Source organism: Aquitalea sp. ASV11 (genome assembly GCF_016429185.1).
In the GTDB taxonomy this organism is placed as follows: domain Bacteria; phylum Pseudomonadota; class Gammaproteobacteria; order Burkholderiales; family Chromobacteriaceae; genus Aquitalea; species Aquitalea pelogenes.
The window spans coordinates 54,003-71,946 of sequence record NZ_JAELUD010000003.1 but is presented as its reverse complement, the minus strand read 5'-3'; the positions used below and the strand labels follow the sequence as shown (position 1 = coordinate 71,946).

The window sequence follows — 17,944 nt, the reverse complement described above, 5'->3', positions numbered from 1 at the left end:
TAATTATATTATATGAATCGGTATATTGTTTGATCTAAAGCATACTGCCCGCTTGCGCGGGCAGTATGTTGGCTAAGGCTTACTGCGCCTTGGCGTTATTGGACAGGCCCCACACGTAGGCTGCCAGCAGATGAACCTTGGCATCGCCCAGGAAGTCCTTCCAGGCCGGCATCTGGTTGTTGCGACCATTGGTGACGGTCTCGATGATGGTCTTTTCAGTACCACCATACAGCCAGCTTCCGCTCGGGTGCGTCAGGTTCGGTGCGCCCAGTTGCTGGTTACCCTTGCCGTCCGGACCGTGGCAGGCTGCGCAGATGGTGGTAAAGGTTTCCTTGCCACGTGCAGCGCGTTCGGCATCGAATTTCTTCTTCTGAACCGACAGCGACAACACGTAGTTGGCTACGTCCTTGACCTTCTCTTCACCCAGCACCGTACCCCATGCCGGCATTTGACCGTGACGACCATTCAGAATGGTCGTCTCGATGGTTTTCGGATCACCACCCCATTGCCAGTCATGATTGACCAGGTTCGGGAAACCCTTGGCACCACGTGCATCAGAACCATGGCATTGCACGCAGTAGGTCTGGAACAGGCGTTTGCCCATTTCCTGTGCCTTGGGGTCTGCGGCAATCGTTTTCAGGTCCTGCTTCAGGTAGCTGTCATACAGCGGCTGGTATTTGGCTTCCGCCTGGGCACGTTCTTCCTTGTACTGACCTACGGAAGTCCAGCCACGGATACCTTGCCACTTGCCAAGGCCAGGGTAGAGCACCAGATAGCAGGCACCGAAGATCAGCGTGATGTAGAACATCAGCATCCACCAGCGCGGCAGCGGGTGGTTGTATTCTTCGAGGTCGCCATCCCATACGTGACCCATGGTTTCAACCTGCTCACCCTTCTTGACCGTGGTCTTGGATTGGGTGAACAACAGCAGGGACAGGCCAACAAAACCTGCAACCACGATGGCCGTGATCCAGATGCCCCAGAAATCGCTTACGAAATCACTCATTGTTTTGCTCCGTTAGAAGCCGACTCATGGTTGTCGACCTCCTGCACCTTGTCGTCGTCGAGAAAGGGCACATTGGCCGCTTCATCGTACCGGTTCTTTGAGCGTCTGCTATAGGCGATGAACAACACCAGAATGAAGAAGGTGAAGCACATCACGGTGAAGGCAGAACGCCCAATCGTTACCCAGTCCATGACTTAGCGAACATTCTTCAGTGCGAGACCCAAGCCCTGCAGATATGCAATCAGGGCATCCATTTCCGACTTGCCTTCCACCTGAGCCTTGGCTTCGGCGATATCCTTGTCGGTATAGGGAACACCTACAGCGCGCAGGGCTTCCATTTTCTTCGGCATGATTTCGGCATCGGCCAGGTTTTTCGCCAGCCACGGGAATGCAGGCATGTTGGATTCCGGAACCACGTCACGCGGATTGGTCAGGTGGACACGGTGCCATTCGTCGGAATAACGACCGCCTACACGGGCCAGGTCCGGACCGGTACGCTTGGAACCCCACTGGAAGGGATGGTCGTAAACCGACTCACCCGCAACGGAGTAGTGACCATAACGCTCGGTTTCGGCGCGGAACGGACGAATCATCTGGGAGTGGCAGTTGTAGCAGCCTTCACGGATGTAAATGTCGCGACCAGCCAGTTGCAGCGCGGTATAGGGCTTGACGCCGGCAACAGGCTGCGTGGTGGACTTCTGGAATGCCAGCGGCAGGATTTCCACCAGGCCGGCAAAGCTGATCACGATCAGGGTGAACACGATGAGGTAACCCACGTGTTCTTCAATCAGTTTCTGGATCTTTTCCATGTTCTTCTACCTTTATCCGCTTAAGCGTGAGCCGATGCGTTGACAGCCGGAATCTTGGCGTCAACAGCCTTGCCACTGGCAACGGTGCGGAAGGTGTTGTAAGCCATCAGCAGCATACCGGTCAGGTACAGCGTACCACCCAGGAAACGCACGAAGTGGTAGGGGTAGGTTGCTTTCACGGCTTCCACAAAGGCATAAGTCAGGGTGCCGTCGGCATTCAGGGCACGCCACATCAGGCCCTGGGTCACACCGGAGATCCACAGTGCGGCGATGTACAGAACCACACCAACAGTAGCCAGCCAGAAGTGAGCTTCGATCAGCTTGGTGCTGTGCATGGATTCACGGCCGAACAGGCGCGGCAGCAGGTAGTACATGGAACCGATGGTGATGAAGCCAACCCAGCCCAGAGCACCGGAGTGCACGTGACCGATGGTCCAGTCAGTGTAGTGCGACAGGGCGTTCACGGACTTGATGGACATCATCGGGCCTTCGAAGGTGGACATACCGTAGAAGGACAGGGAAACCACCAGGAACTTCAGAACCGGGTCGGTACGCAGTTTGTGCCATGCGCCGGACAGGGTCATGATGCCGTTGATCATGCCACCCCAGCTCGGAGCCAGCAGCACCAGCGAGAACACCATACCCAGCGATTGGGTCCAGTCAGGCAGGGCAGTGTAGTGCAGGTGGTGAGGACCAGCCCACATATAGGTGAAGATCAGGGCCCAGAAGTGAACCACCGACAGGCGATAGGAGTAAACCGGACGACCAGCTTGTTTCGGCACGAAGTAGTACATCATGCCCAGGAAGGCGGCTGTCAGGAAGAAGCCCACGGCATTGTGGCCATACCACCATTGCACCATGGCATCCACGGCACCGGCGTACACGGAGTAGGACTTGGTCAGGGAAACCGGTACAAAGGCGCTGTTGACGATGTGCAGCAGGGCAACTGCCAGGATGAACGCACCGTAGAACCAGTTGGCTACATAGATGTGTTTAACCTTGCGGATGGCGATGGTGCCGAAGAATACGATGGCATATACCACCCAGGTCACGGCGATCATCAGCTTGATCGGCCATTCCAGTTCGGCGTATTCCTTGCCGAAGGTGATGCCCAGCGGCAGGGTGATGGCAGCGAGGACAATGATCAGCTGCCACATCCAGAAGGTGAAGGCTGCCAGTTTGTCCGAGATCAGGCGTACGTTACAGGTTCGCTGCACGACGTAGTAGGAAGTTGCAAACAGGCCGCAACCGCCAAAGGCGAAAATTACGGCGTTGGTGTGCAGCGGGCGCAAACGGCCAAAGTGGAACCAGGGCCCAAAATTGAGCTCCGGCCACACCAATTGGGCCGCAATGATGACGCCCACCAGCATGCCTACAATGCCCCATACTACGGTCATGATGGCAAACTGGCGCACCACCTTATAGTTATAAGTGGATTGCGTTTCCATTTAGGGTTTTCTCCAAGGTTGCTAACTTAGAACGTGACAAACCGTGGCGACTTGATTTCCTGCCCGCTGCCCCAAACTGAAATGGGCAGGAAAAGCCGCTGAGGAAGCTGAGCAATTTCAGACTAGCAAAGTGTTTGACCCGTGTTGACAATGTTCTGCCAGAAACCTGGCAAAGCGTGGTCAGACACACACTTTTTCCCCATTTATTCAGCAGGGATTCTAAAGCAAATACCCATGACGGGCCAGTTGATTAGTATGCCTGCGGGATTTTTACGTCCACCATTTTCTTGATTTCAAGCGAGCTGGCAGCAAGCTATTAACCTGATGCCGCTTACTGGGGATTATATTGTCATGCCTGTCCAAGCCCTTGACTTAAGTCAAATCGTGATCGGCAGCCCCCCTGTTGCGACGCGGGTGCTAGAATCTGCCGTTTTCTATCCTTTCCTGGGCAGATCATGACCACAGCCGTCCGTTACTCCATTCGTCCGTGCTCGCCGGAAACCCATTGCTTCGAAATTACGCTGCAGCTTGACACGCCGGCCAGCGGCGGACAGGTGTTTTCCTTGCCTGCATGGATTCCGGGTAGTTATCTGATCCGTGAGTTTTCCCGCCATATTGTCAGTATTCAAGCCAGTAGCGCTGGTAAAAGTGTGGGGCTGCGCAAGCTGGACAAACACAGCTGGCAGGCGGACCCGGTAAGCAGCAGCCTGACACTGGTCTACCAGGTGTATGCCTATGACCTGTCGGTGCGTGGTGCTTATCTGGACGACTCGCGCGGTTTCTTCAATGCCAGCAGTGTGTTCCTGTCCGTTGCCGGCCGTGAGCATGAGGCATGCGAGGTGGAAATCCGGCCTGCCAAGGGCAAGGCCCATGCGGACTGGAAGGTGGCGACTGCCTTGCCCGCGGTAAAGGTGAAGAAAAGCGGCTTCGGGCTGTACCGTGCCGCAAATTACGACGAATTGCTGGACCATCCGGTGGAGCTGGGCGATTTCCATACGGTCAGTTTCAAGGCTTGCGGCGTGCCGCATCAGTTTGTGGTGTCAGGACGATTCCGTGGTGACTTGAAGCGCCTGGCACGTGATACCAAGAAAATCTGCGAATACCAGATCCGCCTGTTCGGCACGCCGGCACCGTTCGAGCGTTATGTGTTCATGCTCTATGTTGGCAAGGACATCTACGGCGGGCTGGAACACCGGGCATCCACGGCGCTGGTGGCCAACCGGGATGACTTGCCTGCTATCGACCAGACCGAAATCTCCGACGGTTATCTGAAACTGTTGGGTCTGATCAGTCATGAGTATTTCCACAGCTGGAATGTAAAGCGTATCAAGCCGGCTGCCTTCAGCCCCTATGACTTGCGCAGTGAAGGCTATACCCGTTTGCTGTGGGCGTTCGAGGGCATCACTTCCTACTATGATGATTTGACCCTGTTGCGTTGCGGGCTGATCGACAGCAAGCGCTATCTTGGCCTGCTGGCCCAGACGATCAGCGGTGTACAGCGCGGAGCAGGCCGGTTGAAGCAAACGCTGGAGGAATCCAGCTTTGATGCCTGGATCAAATACTACCGGCAAGACGAAAACAGTCCGAACAGCATTGTCAGCTATTACACCAAGGGCGCGCTGGCTGCCCTGGCACTGGACCTGACCCTGCGTGAGCGCAGCCAGGGGGTGAAGACGCTGGACGACATCATGCGTGCCTTGTGGACAAAATGGCTGGCAGACGGCAAGGGGCTGGCCGAGCAGGAGTGGGAAGAAATCGCACAGCAGGTGGCTGGTTTCTCCTTGCAGGACTTTTTCGATCAGGCGCTGCGCTCCACCACTGATCTGCCCTTGCCGCAGTTGTTATTGTCCCAGGGGGTAGACATGAACTGGGACTACGCGGATCATGCCGGCGATGCCGGTGGCATCGGTCTGCCGGCACCGCAGCGCAAACCCAAAGCCAGCCTGGGTGTGAAGACGCAAGCGGACCCGGCAGGTCTGCGCCTGACCCATGTTTACGATGGCGGCGCAGCGCAAGAGGCTGGACTTGCCGGCGGGGATATCCTGCTGGCGGTGGATGGGCTGAAGGCAAGCGACCTGGACAAGATGCTGAGCCGTTATCGTGTGGGGGAGAGCATCACCCTGCATGTGTTCCGGCGCGATGAACTTCTGGTGCGTGAAGTATGTCTGCAAGCCCAGCCGCAAACGACCTGCCGTTTGCAACTGCAGGAAAGGACTGGTCCGTGGCCACAGGGCTGAGTGCCATGGCGCGACGGACATGATGGTTCAAACAGTAAAGCGAATCCGGGTGGCGATCCTGCCCGGTTCATGACTCAGACCGGCACCAACCGGCAACGACCTGAAAATTAGAGAGAAGAACATGGCGCAGCAGCCTCAAGTGAACTATCTGAAAGACTATGCCGTCCCGGCCTATCTGGTGGACCGGGTGGATTTGAAGTTCGATATAGAGGAAGCGCAAACGCGAGTCCATTCGCGACTGGTGATCAAGCGTAACCAGCAATCTGCTGCGCCAGCCGATCTGTGGCTGGACGGAACGGCCACCTTGCGATCGGTCACGCTCGATGGTGAGCGCCTGTCTGCCGATGCCTACCAGTTGAACGCAGAAGGCTTGCTGATTCCCGGCGTACCCGACAGCTTCATCCTGGAGCTGGAAACCGAACTCGACCCTGCCTCCAATACCAGCCTGATGGGCCTGTATGCGTCCAATGGCAATCTGTTCACCCAGTGCGAACCGGAAGGTTTCCGCAAGATCACCTTCTACATGGACCGTCCGGACGTGATGGCCAAGTTCACCACCACCATTGTGGCCGACAAGCAGAAATATCCGGTGCTGCTGTCCAATGGCAACAAGGTGGGCGAGGGCATGCTGGACAAAAAGCGTCACTGGGTGAAGTGGGTGGACCCCTACCGCAAGCCTTCCTACCTGTTTGCCCTGGTCGCGGGCAAGCTGGTGGCTGCGCGTGACAAGTTCACCACCGTGCGTGGCCGGGAAGTGACGCTGGAAATCTGGACAGAACCGGCGGATCAGGACAAGGTTGCCTTCGGCATGGGTGCCGTCAAACGTGCGATGAAGTGGGATGAACAGCGTTTCGGGCTGGAATACGACCTGGACATCTACATGATCGTCGCCGTCAGCGACTTCAATATGGGGGCCATGGAAAACAAGGGCCTCAATATTTTCAATACCTCGGCCGTGCTGGCACGCAAGGACACCCGCACCGATGCCGAATTCCAGCGCGTTGAAGCCATCATCGCGCACGAGTATTTCCATAACTGGACCGGCAACCGCGTAACCTGCCGCGACTGGTTCCAGCTCTCGCTCAAGGAAGGGCTCACCGTATTCCGCGATCAGGAGTTCAGTTCCGATCTGGGCAGCCGTGCCGTCAAGCGCATTGACGATGTCAAAAGCCTGCGTGCCTTGCAATTCCCGGAAGATGCCGGCCCGACCGCGCACCCGATTCGTCCTGACTCCTATATCGAGATGAACAATTTCTACACCATGACGGTGTATGAAAAAGGGGCCGAAGTCGTCCGCATGTATCACACCCTGCTGGGTGAGGAAGGCTTCCGCAAGGGCATGGATCTGTACTTCAAGCGCCACGATGGCCAGGCAGTGACTTGCGATGATTTCCGTGCCGCCATGGCCGACGCAAACGGGGTGGATCTGGAACAGTTTGCCTTGTGGTACAGCCAGGCCGGTACGCCGCTGCTGCAAGTCAGCAGTGCATACGATGCCGCCGCGCAGCGCTATGCCCTCACCGTCAAGCAGTCCTGCCGCGTTGTGGCTGGCCAGCCTGCACCGCAAGCCCTGCACATCCCGCTGGCCCTGGGCCTGGTAGGAGCGAATGGCCAGGATCTGCCGCTCCAGCTGGAAGGCGAGGATGAGGCACGTCCGGGAACGCGCGTGCTGGATGTCAAACAGGACGAGCAAACCTTTGTTTTCATCAATGTGCCGGAAGAGCCGGTGCCGTCCCTGCTGCGCGGCTTTTCCGCCCCGGTGAAGCTGGAATACGACTGGCGTGATGATCAGCTAGCCTTCCTGATGGCCAATGACAGCGACAGCTTCTGCCGTTGGGAAGCAGGCCAGACCCTGGCCGAGCGGCTGTTCCGCCAGTTGATTGCAGCCCAGGCTGCCGGGCGGGCGCTGGTGCTGCCGGAAACCTTTGTTGCTGCCTTCCGCGCCGTGCTGAAGGACCACGCGGCTGACCCGGCCTTGCGCGCCCTGATGCTCGGCCTGCCGTCGGAAGCGGAAATCCTGGAAATGGTGGATGTCGCCGACCCGGCCGTCATCCATCAGGTGCGTGACTTTGTGCTGGACCAGTTGGCAGAAGCATTGCGTGGCGAATGGCACGAGGCCTACCAGTTGAACCAGACCCGTGAGTACAAGCCCGAAGATGCCGGCAAGCGTGACCTTAAAAACCGCGCCTTGCAGATGCTGACCCGGCTGAACGTGGCCTGGCCGGCCGAAGCGGCACGCAAGCAGGTACTGGAGGCGGACAATATGTCCGACCAGATGGGGGCCATGCTGGCCTTGCGCGACCATGACGGCGAAGAGAGGGACGAGTGCTATACCGCCTTTGCCGCGCGCTGGCAGCGCGATGCACTGGTCATGGACAAGTTCTTCATGCTGGTGGCGTCCAGCCAGCTGGAAGGGACGCTCAGTCATGTGCGTGCCGCCATGGAGCACCCGGCATTCAGCCTGAAAAACCCCAACAAGGCGCGCGCCCTGATTGCCACCTTCGGTAACAATATGGCGCACTTCCATGCAGAAGACGGTAGTGGCTATCGCTTCCTGGCGGATCAGGTACTGGCGCTGGATGCCATCAATCCGCAAGTGGCCAGCCGCATCGTGCGTGCTTTCAATCGCTGGAAAAAGCTGGAGCCGGTGCGTCAGGCGCTGATGAAGGACGAGCTGGAGCGCATGTTGGCCAGCCCCTTGTCCAAGGATGTCTATGAAATTGTCTACAAGAACCTGAATGCCTGAACCGGCTGATGGCAGCTGCTGGACAAACAGAAAAGGGTCGCCGCTGGCGGCCCTTTTTCATTTTCAGCGTACAGGGATATTGACCTGTGAGGTGCTTGTTCGGATCATACGACTGTTTGACTTTAATCTGGCCAGGATGGCGATGACGGAAATCACACAGCAAGATCACTACCTGACGCTGGACGATGGTGAACAGTTATACATGCGGCGCATTTCCCGGGCAGGCAAGGGAGAGCCGGTGTTGCTGGTTCATGGCGTCATGGCCAATGGCCGCATTTTTTACAGCGACAAGGGCAGGGGGCTGGCCCCGTTTCTGGCGTCGGCAGGCTATGACGTGTTCGTTGCCGATCTGCGTGGCCGTGGCCGCAGCACGCCCAAAATCAATGCGGCCAGCCGGCATGGCCAAACAGAAATCATCTGCCGCGACCTGCCAGCCTTGCAGGCCGCCATCCGCAGTATCAAGGGCGACGTCGCCGTGCACTGGATGGCGCACTCCTGGGGTGGTGTGCACATGAGCAGCTGTCTGTTGCGCCATCCACGTTTGTGCTCCCAGGTTGCATCGCTGGTGTACTTTGGCAGCAAGCGCAGTATTGCCGTGCGAAACTGGCGCAAATGGCTGGAGGTGGATCTGGTGTGGAATGTGCTGGCGCGCTGGATCATCCGCGCGGTGGGCTATCTGCCAGCTGCCCGTCTGGGGCTGGGAGCCGATGACGAAACCGAAAAGAGCCATCGGCAAAGCAAGCGCTGGGCGCAGCAGCGCCCCTGGGTCGATAGTGACGATGGTTTTGATTATGGCGCGGCTGCACGTCATGTCTCCTTGCCGCCAGCCCTGTACTTTGCTGCGCACAACGACCCTTGCCGCGGCCATGCCGATGATGTTCGCCGCTTCCGTGCCGAGTCTGGTCCGCATTTGTCGCGCTTCAGGCTGCTGGCGCGCTCCACCGGGCATTGGCATGACTACGATCATGTGTCTTTGCTCACCCATCCGGACGCACCGGCCGATCACTTTCCGCTAGTGCTGGAATGGCTGGCCGGCCGCCATGATCAGGTAATCGACCACACCTGATGAAGATCATTCCACTTGTCAAGACGCTGTGGTAGAACAGCGCGCTCTAGTGGAGAATGTGTGCATGAATCAAGAATCAGTTATCGATCCAGCCAAGCTGGATGCCATCATCGATCAGTTGGCCGAACATGGCTGGGTAGTGGATCAGACCCTGTTCAGCCGCGATGCCATCAAACAGTTGCAGCAGTGCTGCCTTGAACAATGGCAAGCCGGCAGCTTTCATGAAGCCGCGGTGGGGCGGGGGGATCAGCAAGGACGGCGCAGCGAGATTCGCTCGGATTCGGTGCTGTGGCTGGAGTCCGCTGATAGCGCACCCGCCATCCACCATTATTTTTCCACGCTGGATCAGGTGCGTCAGGCCGTCAATCAGGCCTTCTATATGGGACTGGAGGACCTGGAATCCCATTTCGCCGTCTATCCGCCCGGCAGCTTTTACAAGAAGCATCTGGATCGATTCCGCGACGACGATGCCCGCGTCCTGACTGCCGTGCTGTATCTGAACGAAGACTGGCCGGATGATGCCGGTGGGCAGATCCGGCTTTATCTGGACGATGCATGCAGCCAGTCGCTGGACATTGCGCCCACTGCCGGCACGCTGGTGTTGTTCCTGTCTGACCGTTTCTGGCATGAAGTCCTCCCGGCCACCCAGCAACGCTTGTCGGTGACCGGATGGTTCCGCCGCAGGCCGCGGATATAAGCCTGACCATCTTGCTGTGGTATTGCCGTGCTAGAATCAGCCAAAACCGGATGAAATGACAAGGGACGAATCAAGATGTCAGGCAACACCATGGGGCTGCTGTTTACTGTTACCTCTTTTGGCGAGAGCCACGGACCGGCCATTGGCTGTGTGGTGGATGGCTGCCCGCCCGGCCTGGCCATCAGCGCCGAGGAAATCCAGCTGGAGCTGGACCGCCGCAAACCGGGTACCAGCCGTCATGTCACCCAGCGACGCGAGCCCGATACCGTTGAAATCCTCTCCGGTGTGTTTGAGGGCAAAACCACCGGCACACCGATTGCCTTGCTGATTCGCAATACCGACCAGCGCTCCAAGGACTACGGCAATATCGCGGAAACCTTCCGCCCCGGGCATGCCGACTATACCTATTGGCATAAATACGGCGTGCGTGACCCGCGCGGCGGTGGTCGCTCCAGCGCCCGCGAAACCGCGGTGCGCGTCGCTGCCGGTGCCATTGCCAAAAAATGGCTGAAAGAGCGTTACGGCGTGGTGGTGCGTGGCCACATGACCCAGATCGGCGAAGTGAACATTCCGTTCCAGAGCTGGGATGTGGTCAACAACAATCCTTTCTTCGCTGCAGATGAACGTGTGGTGCCGCAGCTGGAAGACTATATGGACAGCATACGCAAGAGCCTGGATTCGGTCGGTGCGCGCTTGCGGGTGGTGGCCGAGAATGTACCCGTCGGCTGGGGTGAGCCGGTGTTCGATCGACTGGATGCTGACATCGCCTATGCCATGATGAACATCAATGCGGTCAAAGGTGTGGAAATCGGTGCCGGTTTTGGCTGCGTCACCCAGCGTGGTAGCGAGCACGGTGATGAATTGACACCACAGGGCTTTGCCAGCAATCACGCTGGTGGCATTCTGGGTGGCATTTCTACCGGGCAGGATATCGAAGTATCCATTGCCATCAAGCCGACATCCTCCATTGCCCAGCCGCGCCGTTCCATCGACAAGCAAGGCAATCCGATACTGATGGAAACCCATGGCCGTCACGACCCCTGCGTCGGCATTCGGGCCACGCCCATCGCCGAAGCCATGCTGGCCCTGGTGCTGATGGATCATGCCTTGCGCCATCGTGCCCAATGTGGCGATGTGGTAGTGGATACCCCCAAAATTCCGGGGCGGATCAGCTAAACTGGGATAAAGCCTGTCTGACAGCCTGGCACCAAGAGAGAGCACACCATGTTGAAGAACCTGATTGGCGGTTTGGCCGGTCGACTGAAAAAAAACGAAGACAGTCCCGACGACGAGATTGCTGCTGTCGAGAAAGAGCTGGAAGCCTCGCCGGTGAAACCCAGCGTAGAGCCGGAACTGATAGAGCAGCTGCCTCCCACTCTCGGCTTTGTCACGCACCAGCCGGTGATGGACCGACAACATCGTGTGGTGGCTTACGAGTTTTTCGTCAAATCCGGGGCCGCAGCCAAAGGGGGCAAGCAGCAGGACTTCGATCGCCTCATGCTGACCACCCTGCAGAATATGGAAGTATTCCGCCTGCTGGCCTATCGTCGTGCACTGGTACACATCTCCATCAGCTCGCTGACCGAGCCCTTGTTGTTGCAGATGCCGGCCAAGAGCGTGATTTTCGTGCTGGAGCCGGATCCGGGTCAGGCGGTGACAGTCGAGGTAATGCCGATTCTGGACGACCTGCGCAGCAAGGGTCTGCGTTTTGCCGTGGAACCGGCTGCCTTTGACAGCCAGGTACTGTCGGAGCGCTTGCAACCGGAACTGTTCAACCGCATGGATTTCATGCTGCTGGACTTCGCCGCACCGTCCACCAGGGTGCTGGCACCCATTCTGGACCAGTTGCCGCGTCGCTATCCCAACGCCCGCTGGATGGCCCGCAATGTCGGTACCGCCGAGGATCTGGACATCTGCTTGCGCGCACCGGGCAGTAACCGTTTCGCCCTGTTCCATGGTCCGTTCATTGCCACGGTTCGCAGCCTGGAAAGCGGCAAGGTGGATAGCAACCAGACCCGTGTACTGCAAATCATGCGCATGCTGCGTGCCAATGCCGAACCGCGCGAACTGGAGGCCCAGTTCAAGCTGGATTCGGTGCTGTTGTTCAAGCTGCTGCGTTTCATCAACTCGCCGGTGAACGGCCTGGCCCGCAAGGTACAAACCATCGAGGAAACGCTGTTGCTGCTGGGCAGGGAAACGCTGTTCAAATGGTTGTCCATGCTGTTGTTCACCGCCAAGAAGGAAGACGGCACTGCGCTGGCATTGCTGGAAAAGTCGCTGATCCGTGCCCGTTTTCTGGAACGGCTGGGGGCCTATCGTGGCAACAAGCTGGAGGCCGAGCACCTGTTCCTGACCGGAATGTTCTCCTTGCTGGATGTCCTGCTGAACCAACCCTTCCCGGATGTGCTGGATCCTCTGGAGTTGCCTCCCACGGTGCGGGATGCCGTGGTGGAAAACAAGGGCATGTTCAGCCCCTATCTGGCGCTGGCACTGGCCTGCGAACAAGGTGATGACCAGCGCATCAATGCCCTGTGCAAGGTGTTGAATTTCGAGGTGGAACATACCTGCCGCTACTACATCGACTCGGTGGTATGGGCGCAGGAGGTGCTGCGCGAAAGTGATGTGCATAATGATGTGGAGGCGGTCTGAGCCTGTTATCATTACGTTTGCTAAGCCAGCATCCTTTGCTGGCTTTTTTCATGGTCGCGCATGTTTGTGTAATTGGCTTATAGTAGCGTTTTGTGCTATTTGTCCTGTGCACTTGGCTGTGCTTGTCAACAACTGACATAAAACTAGATAACAAATACCATAAATTTCCATCGGACTGCGGCATACAATGGCGTTCGACGGAAAAGATAACCCCAGGTACAGCCCAGATGCCGGGCGGTGCGGGCAAGGCAATGTGATGAACACTATTGAGCAGATCAAGCAGTTGATTGTGGAAAAGTTCGGCGTGAAAGCCGAAGAAATTCAGGCCGAACGTGCACTGAGTGAATACGGCCTGGACTCTCTCGGGCAAATTGAATTGCTGTTTGCGATTGAAGAACATTTCTCGGTCTCCATTCCTGAAGAAGAGGCGCATGTCGCCAACCTGCAGGAACTGGCCGACCTGGTAGACCGCTACAAGAGTACCGCCCAATGACGCAGGCGGTAGCCATCACCGGTATTGGCCTGATTTCGCCGTTGGGCAATCAGCTTGATCTGGTCTTTGACAAGCTGATGTCGGGGACCTCAGGCATTCGCAGGTGGGAAGCGGAACAAACCGGGTGCAAGCCTGCGGTGGTTGGTGCGGTGGATTTTGATCCGGCCAACTGGTTTACCCGCCTGCAGCTCTCCGGTGTGGACCGGGTCAGCCAGATGGCGGTGGCCGCAGCCACCCAGGCGCTGGATGATGCCGCCTTGCAATTGCGGGAAGACAAGGAGCAGGTTGGTGTCTATGTCGGTTGTGCCATGGGTGGCAGTACCGCGCTGGACAAGGGTTTCCAGAACTTCTATCAGACCCATACCCGCGTATCCCCCCTGTCGGTGATTGCCAGCATGGCCAATGCGCCTGCCGGGCATATCAGCATGCGCTTTGGCATTACCGGTCCTGCGGTCAATTATTCGGTCGCTTGTGCTTCCTCTGCCATTGCGCTGGGTGAAGCCATGCGTGCCATTCGCCATGGCGAAATCCGTCAGGCCATTGCCGGTGGTGCCGAAGCCATGTTGCTGCCCGGCATCATCAATGGCTGGCAGTCCATGCAGGTGCTGGCCAATCCGGATGGGGATCACCCCGAGCAGGCCTGCCGCCCCTATGACAAGACGCGCAGTGGGCTGGTACTGGCGGAAGGTGCTGCCTTTCTGGTGCTGGAACGGCTGGATGATGCCTTGGCTCGTGGCGCTCGCATCTATGCCACGCTGGATGGCTATGCCTGCCGCAGTGATGCAACGCACATCACCAAGCCTGATGTCGCCGGACAGGTGCGTACCATGCGTGCTGCGCTGGCAGATGCCGGCCTTGCGCCGGAAGCCATCGGTTACTGCAACAGCCACGGTACAGCCACCCAAGTGGGGGATGTGGTGGAATGCGAAGCCTTGCAGTCCATCTGGGGTGAGAACACGCCGGGCCTGCGCGTGAGTGCCACCAAGTCCATGCATGGACACTTGCTGGGTGCCACCGGCGGGCTGGAAACCGCCATCACCGCGCTGGCCTTGTACCATCGCCAGATTCCGCCGACTGCACATTGTCAGCAACTGGATGAAAACTGCCGGGTGCAACATGTGTTGGGCCAGGGTGTGGCAGCTCCCGAGCTGGCCGCAGCCATCAGCAACTCGTTTGCTTTTGGTGGCAGCAATGCCAGCCTGGTATTGCGTCGCCATCAGTAATGGCCGTACCCATCTTGTCAAAGCCCGCTTCGGCGGGCTTTTTCATTGATGTTCCGGCTCAGGCACGGCGAAAGGTCAGGCTGATGCGTCGTTTGCCGAGCAAGGCATGATCCCCATCGGCCAGGGGCATGATGCCGTGGAAACACAAACGTGCAGGCCCGCCAAAAACCAGTACATCGCCATGTTGTAGCAACAGTTTACGGTAGGGGTCTTGCCGTTGCAGGCCGCCCAGCATGAAGCGGGCGGGCAAGCCAAGTGACAAGGTAAGGATGGGGTGCGCGAAGTCGCGTTCATCCCGGTCCTGATGCAAGGACATCTTGCTGCCTGCCTGATAGCAGTTGATCAGACAGGCATTGCTGACAAAGTTGTCAAATCCGGCTTCGGCTGCCCAGATGCGGGCCAGTTCCTGCAAAACCTCCGGCATGGCGGGCCAGGGCTGGCCGCTTTGCGGGTCCAGCCTGCTGTAGCGATAACCATGCCGATCGCTGATCCAGCCCAATTCTCCGCAATTACTCATCGCCACCGACATGGTGTATCCACCCGGTGTTTGCATCTGCCGCAAGGGTGCTTGCCGCAAGACGTCTTCCACGGCCTGCCAGATGGCAGGCATCATGGAATTGGCCTGCCCGGAAAGCAGACAGACGCCTTCTGCCAGCTGTTCTTGAGATGGGAACAGGCTGGCATCGTCAAACAGATCAGTCTGCATTGTCCCTTCCTTCTATGGCATCGCGTTCGCGCTGCAATAATGATTGTTTACGTTCCAGACCCCAACGATAGCCGGACAAGCCACCATCCTGGCGAATCACCCGGTGGCAGGGAATGGCCACTGCCAGTGTATTGGCCGCACAAGCCCGCGCCACGGCACGCACGGCGGATGGCTGGCCAATCCTGGCAGCCAGTTCGGCATAGCTCATGGTCTGGCCCGGAGGGATGTCCCGCAGTGCCTGCCATACCCGCTGCTGGAAAGCGGTACCGCGAATGTCCAGGGGCAAGTCCAGGCCCAGCTGTGGTTGGTCGATCAGGCTGATCACGGCAGCCATCTGCTGTTCGAATGCCTGTTCGTCACCGCGCAAGTCGGCCTTGGGAAACTGATCCTGCAATTGCTTAAGCAATAGCGCCGGATCATCCCCCAGCAAAATGGCACAAATACCCAGCTGGCTTTGCGCCAACAGAATGGCACCCAGGCTGCACTGGGCAATGGCAAAGTGGATGATGCTGCGCGGCGCACCTGCACGGCGTTCGCTGGCGGTCATGCCCAGTCGTTGATTGGCTTGCGCATAAAAGCGGCTGCTGGACTGATAACCGGCATCAAGAATGGCATGGGTGATGGTAGGGGCGACAGGCAGCTGTTGTTGCAGGCGCTCATGTCGCAAGGCCATGGCGTAGGCATGGGGCGTCAGGCCGGTAATGCGCTTGAACAGGCGATGAAAGTGAAACGGACTGATGCCGGCTCTCTTTGCCAGCTGCTGCAGGGTGGGCGTTTCCTCGGCCTGTGCAAGGTAGTGGCAAGCGGAGGTAATGATGTCCGCCTGACGCTGGGACAGACTGGTTTCATCCGGTGTGCAGCGCAGGCAGGCGCGGTAGCCTGCTGCTCTTGCATCCTCCCCGTTGGCAAAAAAAAGCACGTTTTCCCGTTTGGGCAAGCGTGAGGGACAAGTAGCCCGGCAGTAAATACCGGTTGTCCGCACGGCATAGACAAACTGCCCGTCAGCCTGCGGGTTGCGTGTCATCACATCTTGCCAACGCGCATCCGCCAGCTCATCCGGCAGCTCTGGTGAGGAAGAAGTGGAAGCCATGGTCTGTTACTCCGGGTGTGGAATGAGGGAACAATAAGCACAATCCATTGCGCTGACACCCGCTTACTTGCGCTCAAATTCTAGCAGACTAGGCCAACTGCAAAAAAATAAGCCTGCACGATGGCAGGCTTGAGAAGGATCAACTGACTTGCGAAGGGCTTAGAAACTCTTGGACAGACCGATCAGCTCGCCATTACGGGCGCTGCCACCGGCTTGCGGCTTGTCATGCGACAGCTCGATGTAAGCCATGGTGTGCTTGCTCAGGTTGTAATGCACCAGCAGGTTGACGTATTTCTCCGTGCCTTGCACCAGCGCCGGAGAATTATCCTTGCGTACCCCGGTTTGCAGGCCCAGCTGGGTATTGCCGATGGTGTAGTAGGCATACAGTGAGGTAGCGTTGATCACGCTGTCATCGGCCAGCTTGTTACGCTGGTATTCCACTGCCAGTTCCAGCGCATCAAGCGGCTTGTAGTTGGCGGTCAGGTGCAGCTGGCGATTGCTACCCAGCTGGCTGGTGTTGTTGGCATTGCTGTTGGTGGTGTTGCTGGAGGCGCCATAGTTGGCAGAAACCGTCCAGTTGCTGCCGCTGAAACCGGCCAGCACGGAGTAGCGATTGGTGCCGCTATTGCTGGTGGTCTTGTTTTCATCGGTGGAGAACTGCACGCCACCGTAGAAGCCGCCCAGATTGCCCGGCAGGTCGTAACGGACCATGTTGTTGCCGGTTACGCCGCCATACCAGCCCAGGTGGTTGTCCGGGCCAGCCCATACGCTGTAATCGAACTTGCCGTCTTCCACGTTGCCGGTACCCTTGCCGGCACGGATCATACCGAAGCTACCCTTCAGGCCAACAAAGCTGTCGTCGCTGGCAAAGGTGTTGGCTTGTTTGCCCATTTCATCGTAGCCGCTACCGGTCGGCGAGAAACGGTTGTTCACCTGGAAGATGGCGCTCAAGCCATTGCCGAGGTTTTCTTCACCATTGAAGTTGATCTGACCACGACCGGCCACATTGGTTGTGGATACGGCAGCCGGGTTGGTGGTGTAACCCCAGGAGCTGTTTGCTGCACCGTTGTATTGCAGAACGCCGGCACGGACAAAACCGGAAATGGTTACGCCTTCATCAGCATGGGCGTAACCGGCGCAGGCAGCCAGTACGGCCAGAGCAATGTATTTGTTTTGCATCTTGTCTATCTCCAATTGTCTCGCTTTGTTGTTTTGCTACTTAAGTTTGCGCTGGCAACCGGCGTTTCTTGCCTGACTTGTCCACCGCAAAAGCAGGGACATTGTTAATTTCTGTGATATTTACGGTCAAACGCATTTTATGTAGTGTTTTCACTACATATTGACACTGATGTATGTAGTAATTTAGCTACATTAAATTTGGGTTATTTCTGGCGATTTGTACGTATTTATTACTAGGAAATTTCATAAAATTTATCAGTTCAGCACTTATTCACTGTCGTTGGTAATCTGCAACAAAGTGGCATGATGTGTCTCATTTATGGGCTTTATTGGATTTATGCTGCATCTGCACAAAATTGTTTGCAATTTAATATTATGTATTTGTGAATAATTTGTAGTCTTTGAAATGGGTTTTGCTTATAAATTGGCGATTGTGGTGGACCCATTCACCAAAATCCGGCTGATTTTTCACAGTTTTGATGCAGGAATATGGCAGTCATGCGGAACGGTTAGAAAATCTGCACGATATTAGTGCGATGCAGCAAAATTCAGACTGATGCTCCATTCTGGAAGGTCTGCGCAATAAAATTGCGCC

15 protein-coding genes are annotated in these 17,944 nt (G+C 57.3%); 8 read left to right on the top strand and 7 right to left on the bottom strand.

Annotated features, from left to right (window positions below):
* Window positions 1–79: 79 nt before the first annotated feature.
* The 4 genes from ccoP to ccoN are packed head-to-tail and all read right to left on the bottom strand — an operon-like array spanning window position 80 to window position 3,263.
* Window positions 80–1,006, bottom strand: a complete 927-nt coding sequence (gene ccoP / locus JHD62_RS02205) for a cytochrome-c oxidase, cbb3-type subunit III (RefSeq protein ID WP_199101591.1) — start codon at window positions 1,004–1,006, stop codon at window positions 80–82.
* Window positions 1,003–1,197 (bottom strand): CcoQ/FixQ family Cbb3-type cytochrome c oxidase assembly chaperone, encoded by a 195-nt coding sequence (locus tag JHD62_RS02200; RefSeq protein WP_199101590.1) that lies wholly within the window; start codon window positions 1,195–1,197, stop codon window positions 1,003–1,005. Before JHD62_RS02200 ends, ccoP begins: the two co-directional genes overlap by 4 nt.
* A 3-nt stretch (window positions 1,198–1,200) precedes the next feature.
* Window positions 1,201–1,815: a cytochrome-c oxidase, cbb3-type subunit II gene (gene ccoO / locus JHD62_RS02195; protein WP_199101589.1), complete on the bottom strand. Its 615-nt coding sequence runs from the start codon at window positions 1,813–1,815 to the stop codon at window positions 1,201–1,203.
* A 20-nt stretch (window positions 1,816–1,835) separates the two neighbouring features.
* Window positions 1,836–3,263: a cytochrome-c oxidase, cbb3-type subunit I gene (gene ccoN, locus JHD62_RS02190; protein WP_045845633.1), complete on the bottom strand. Its 1,428-nt coding sequence runs from the start codon at window positions 3,261–3,263 to the stop codon at window positions 1,836–1,838.
* A 455-nt stretch (window positions 3,264–3,718) separates the two neighbouring features.
* Between ccoN and JHD62_RS02185 the strand changes: the two genes are divergently transcribed.
* The 8 genes from JHD62_RS02185 (at window position 3,719) to JHD62_RS02150 (ending at window position 14,374) form a co-directional block, all read left to right on the top strand.
* The gene (locus JHD62_RS02185; RefSeq protein WP_199101588.1) at window positions 3,719–5,500 is read left to right on the top strand and encodes a M61 family metallopeptidase; all 1,782 of its coding nucleotides are present in this window, start codon (window positions 3,719–3,721) and stop codon (window positions 5,498–5,500) included.
* Window positions 5,501–5,621: 121 nt separating this feature from the next.
* A complete protein-coding gene (pepN, locus tag JHD62_RS02180) occupies window positions 5,622–8,246 on the top strand; it encodes an aminopeptidase N (RefSeq protein ID WP_199101587.1) in 2,625 nt (874 codons plus the stop codon).
* 142 nt (window positions 8,247–8,388) lie between these two features.
* Window positions 8,389–9,312, top strand: coding sequence for an alpha/beta fold hydrolase (locus JHD62_RS02175; protein ID WP_199101586.1), 924 nt, complete (start codon window positions 8,389–8,391; stop codon window positions 9,310–9,312).
* 64 nt (window positions 9,313–9,376) lie between these two features.
* On the top strand, window positions 9,377–10,009 hold the full coding sequence (locus JHD62_RS02170) for a 2OG-Fe(II) oxygenase (RefSeq protein ID WP_199101585.1): 633 nt from the start codon (window positions 9,377–9,379) through the stop codon (window positions 10,007–10,009).
* A gap of 75 nt (window positions 10,010–10,084) precedes the next feature.
* A complete protein-coding gene (aroC, locus tag JHD62_RS02165) occupies window positions 10,085–11,185 on the top strand; it encodes a chorismate synthase (RefSeq protein WP_199101584.1) in 1,101 nt (366 codons plus the stop codon).
* Between the two features lie 48 nt (window positions 11,186–11,233).
* A complete protein-coding gene (locus tag JHD62_RS02160; RefSeq protein WP_199101583.1) occupies window positions 11,234–12,658 on the top strand; it encodes an EAL and HDOD domain-containing protein in 1,425 nt (474 codons plus the stop codon).
* Window positions 12,659–12,914: 256 nt separating this feature from the next.
* Window positions 12,915–13,151: an acyl carrier protein gene (locus JHD62_RS02155; protein WP_045845640.1), complete on the top strand. Its 237-nt coding sequence runs from the start codon at window positions 12,915–12,917 to the stop codon at window positions 13,149–13,151.
* Complete coding sequence (locus JHD62_RS02150; RefSeq protein ID WP_199101582.1) at window positions 13,148–14,374, top strand: beta-ketoacyl synthase; 1,227 nt, start codon at window positions 13,148–13,150, stop codon at window positions 14,372–14,374. The genes JHD62_RS02155 and JHD62_RS02150 overlap by 4 nt, the downstream gene beginning before the upstream one ends.
* Before the next feature lie 58 nt (window positions 14,375–14,432).
* Here the strand turns inward: JHD62_RS02150 and alkB are convergent, their stop codons facing one another.
* The 3 genes from alkB to JHD62_RS02135 form a co-directional block, all read right to left on the bottom strand.
* Window positions 14,433–15,080 carry a DNA oxidative demethylase AlkB gene (alkB, locus tag JHD62_RS02145; protein WP_199101581.1) on the bottom strand — a complete coding sequence of 216 codons (648 nt, stop codon included), beginning with the start codon at window positions 15,078–15,080 and terminating at the stop codon, window positions 14,433–14,435.
* Window positions 15,070–16,170 carry a bifunctional DNA-binding transcriptional regulator/O6-methylguanine-DNA methyltransferase Ada gene (gene ada, locus JHD62_RS02140; RefSeq protein WP_199101580.1) on the bottom strand — a complete coding sequence of 367 codons (1,101 nt, stop codon included), beginning with the start codon at window positions 16,168–16,170 and terminating at the stop codon, window positions 15,070–15,072. Before ada ends, alkB begins: the two co-directional genes overlap by 11 nt.
* A 159-nt stretch (window positions 16,171–16,329) precedes the next feature.
* A complete protein-coding gene (locus JHD62_RS02135) occupies window positions 16,330–17,349 on the bottom strand; it encodes a porin (protein WP_199101579.1) in 1,020 nt (339 codons plus the stop codon).
* Window positions 17,350–17,944: the final 595 nt, after the last annotated feature.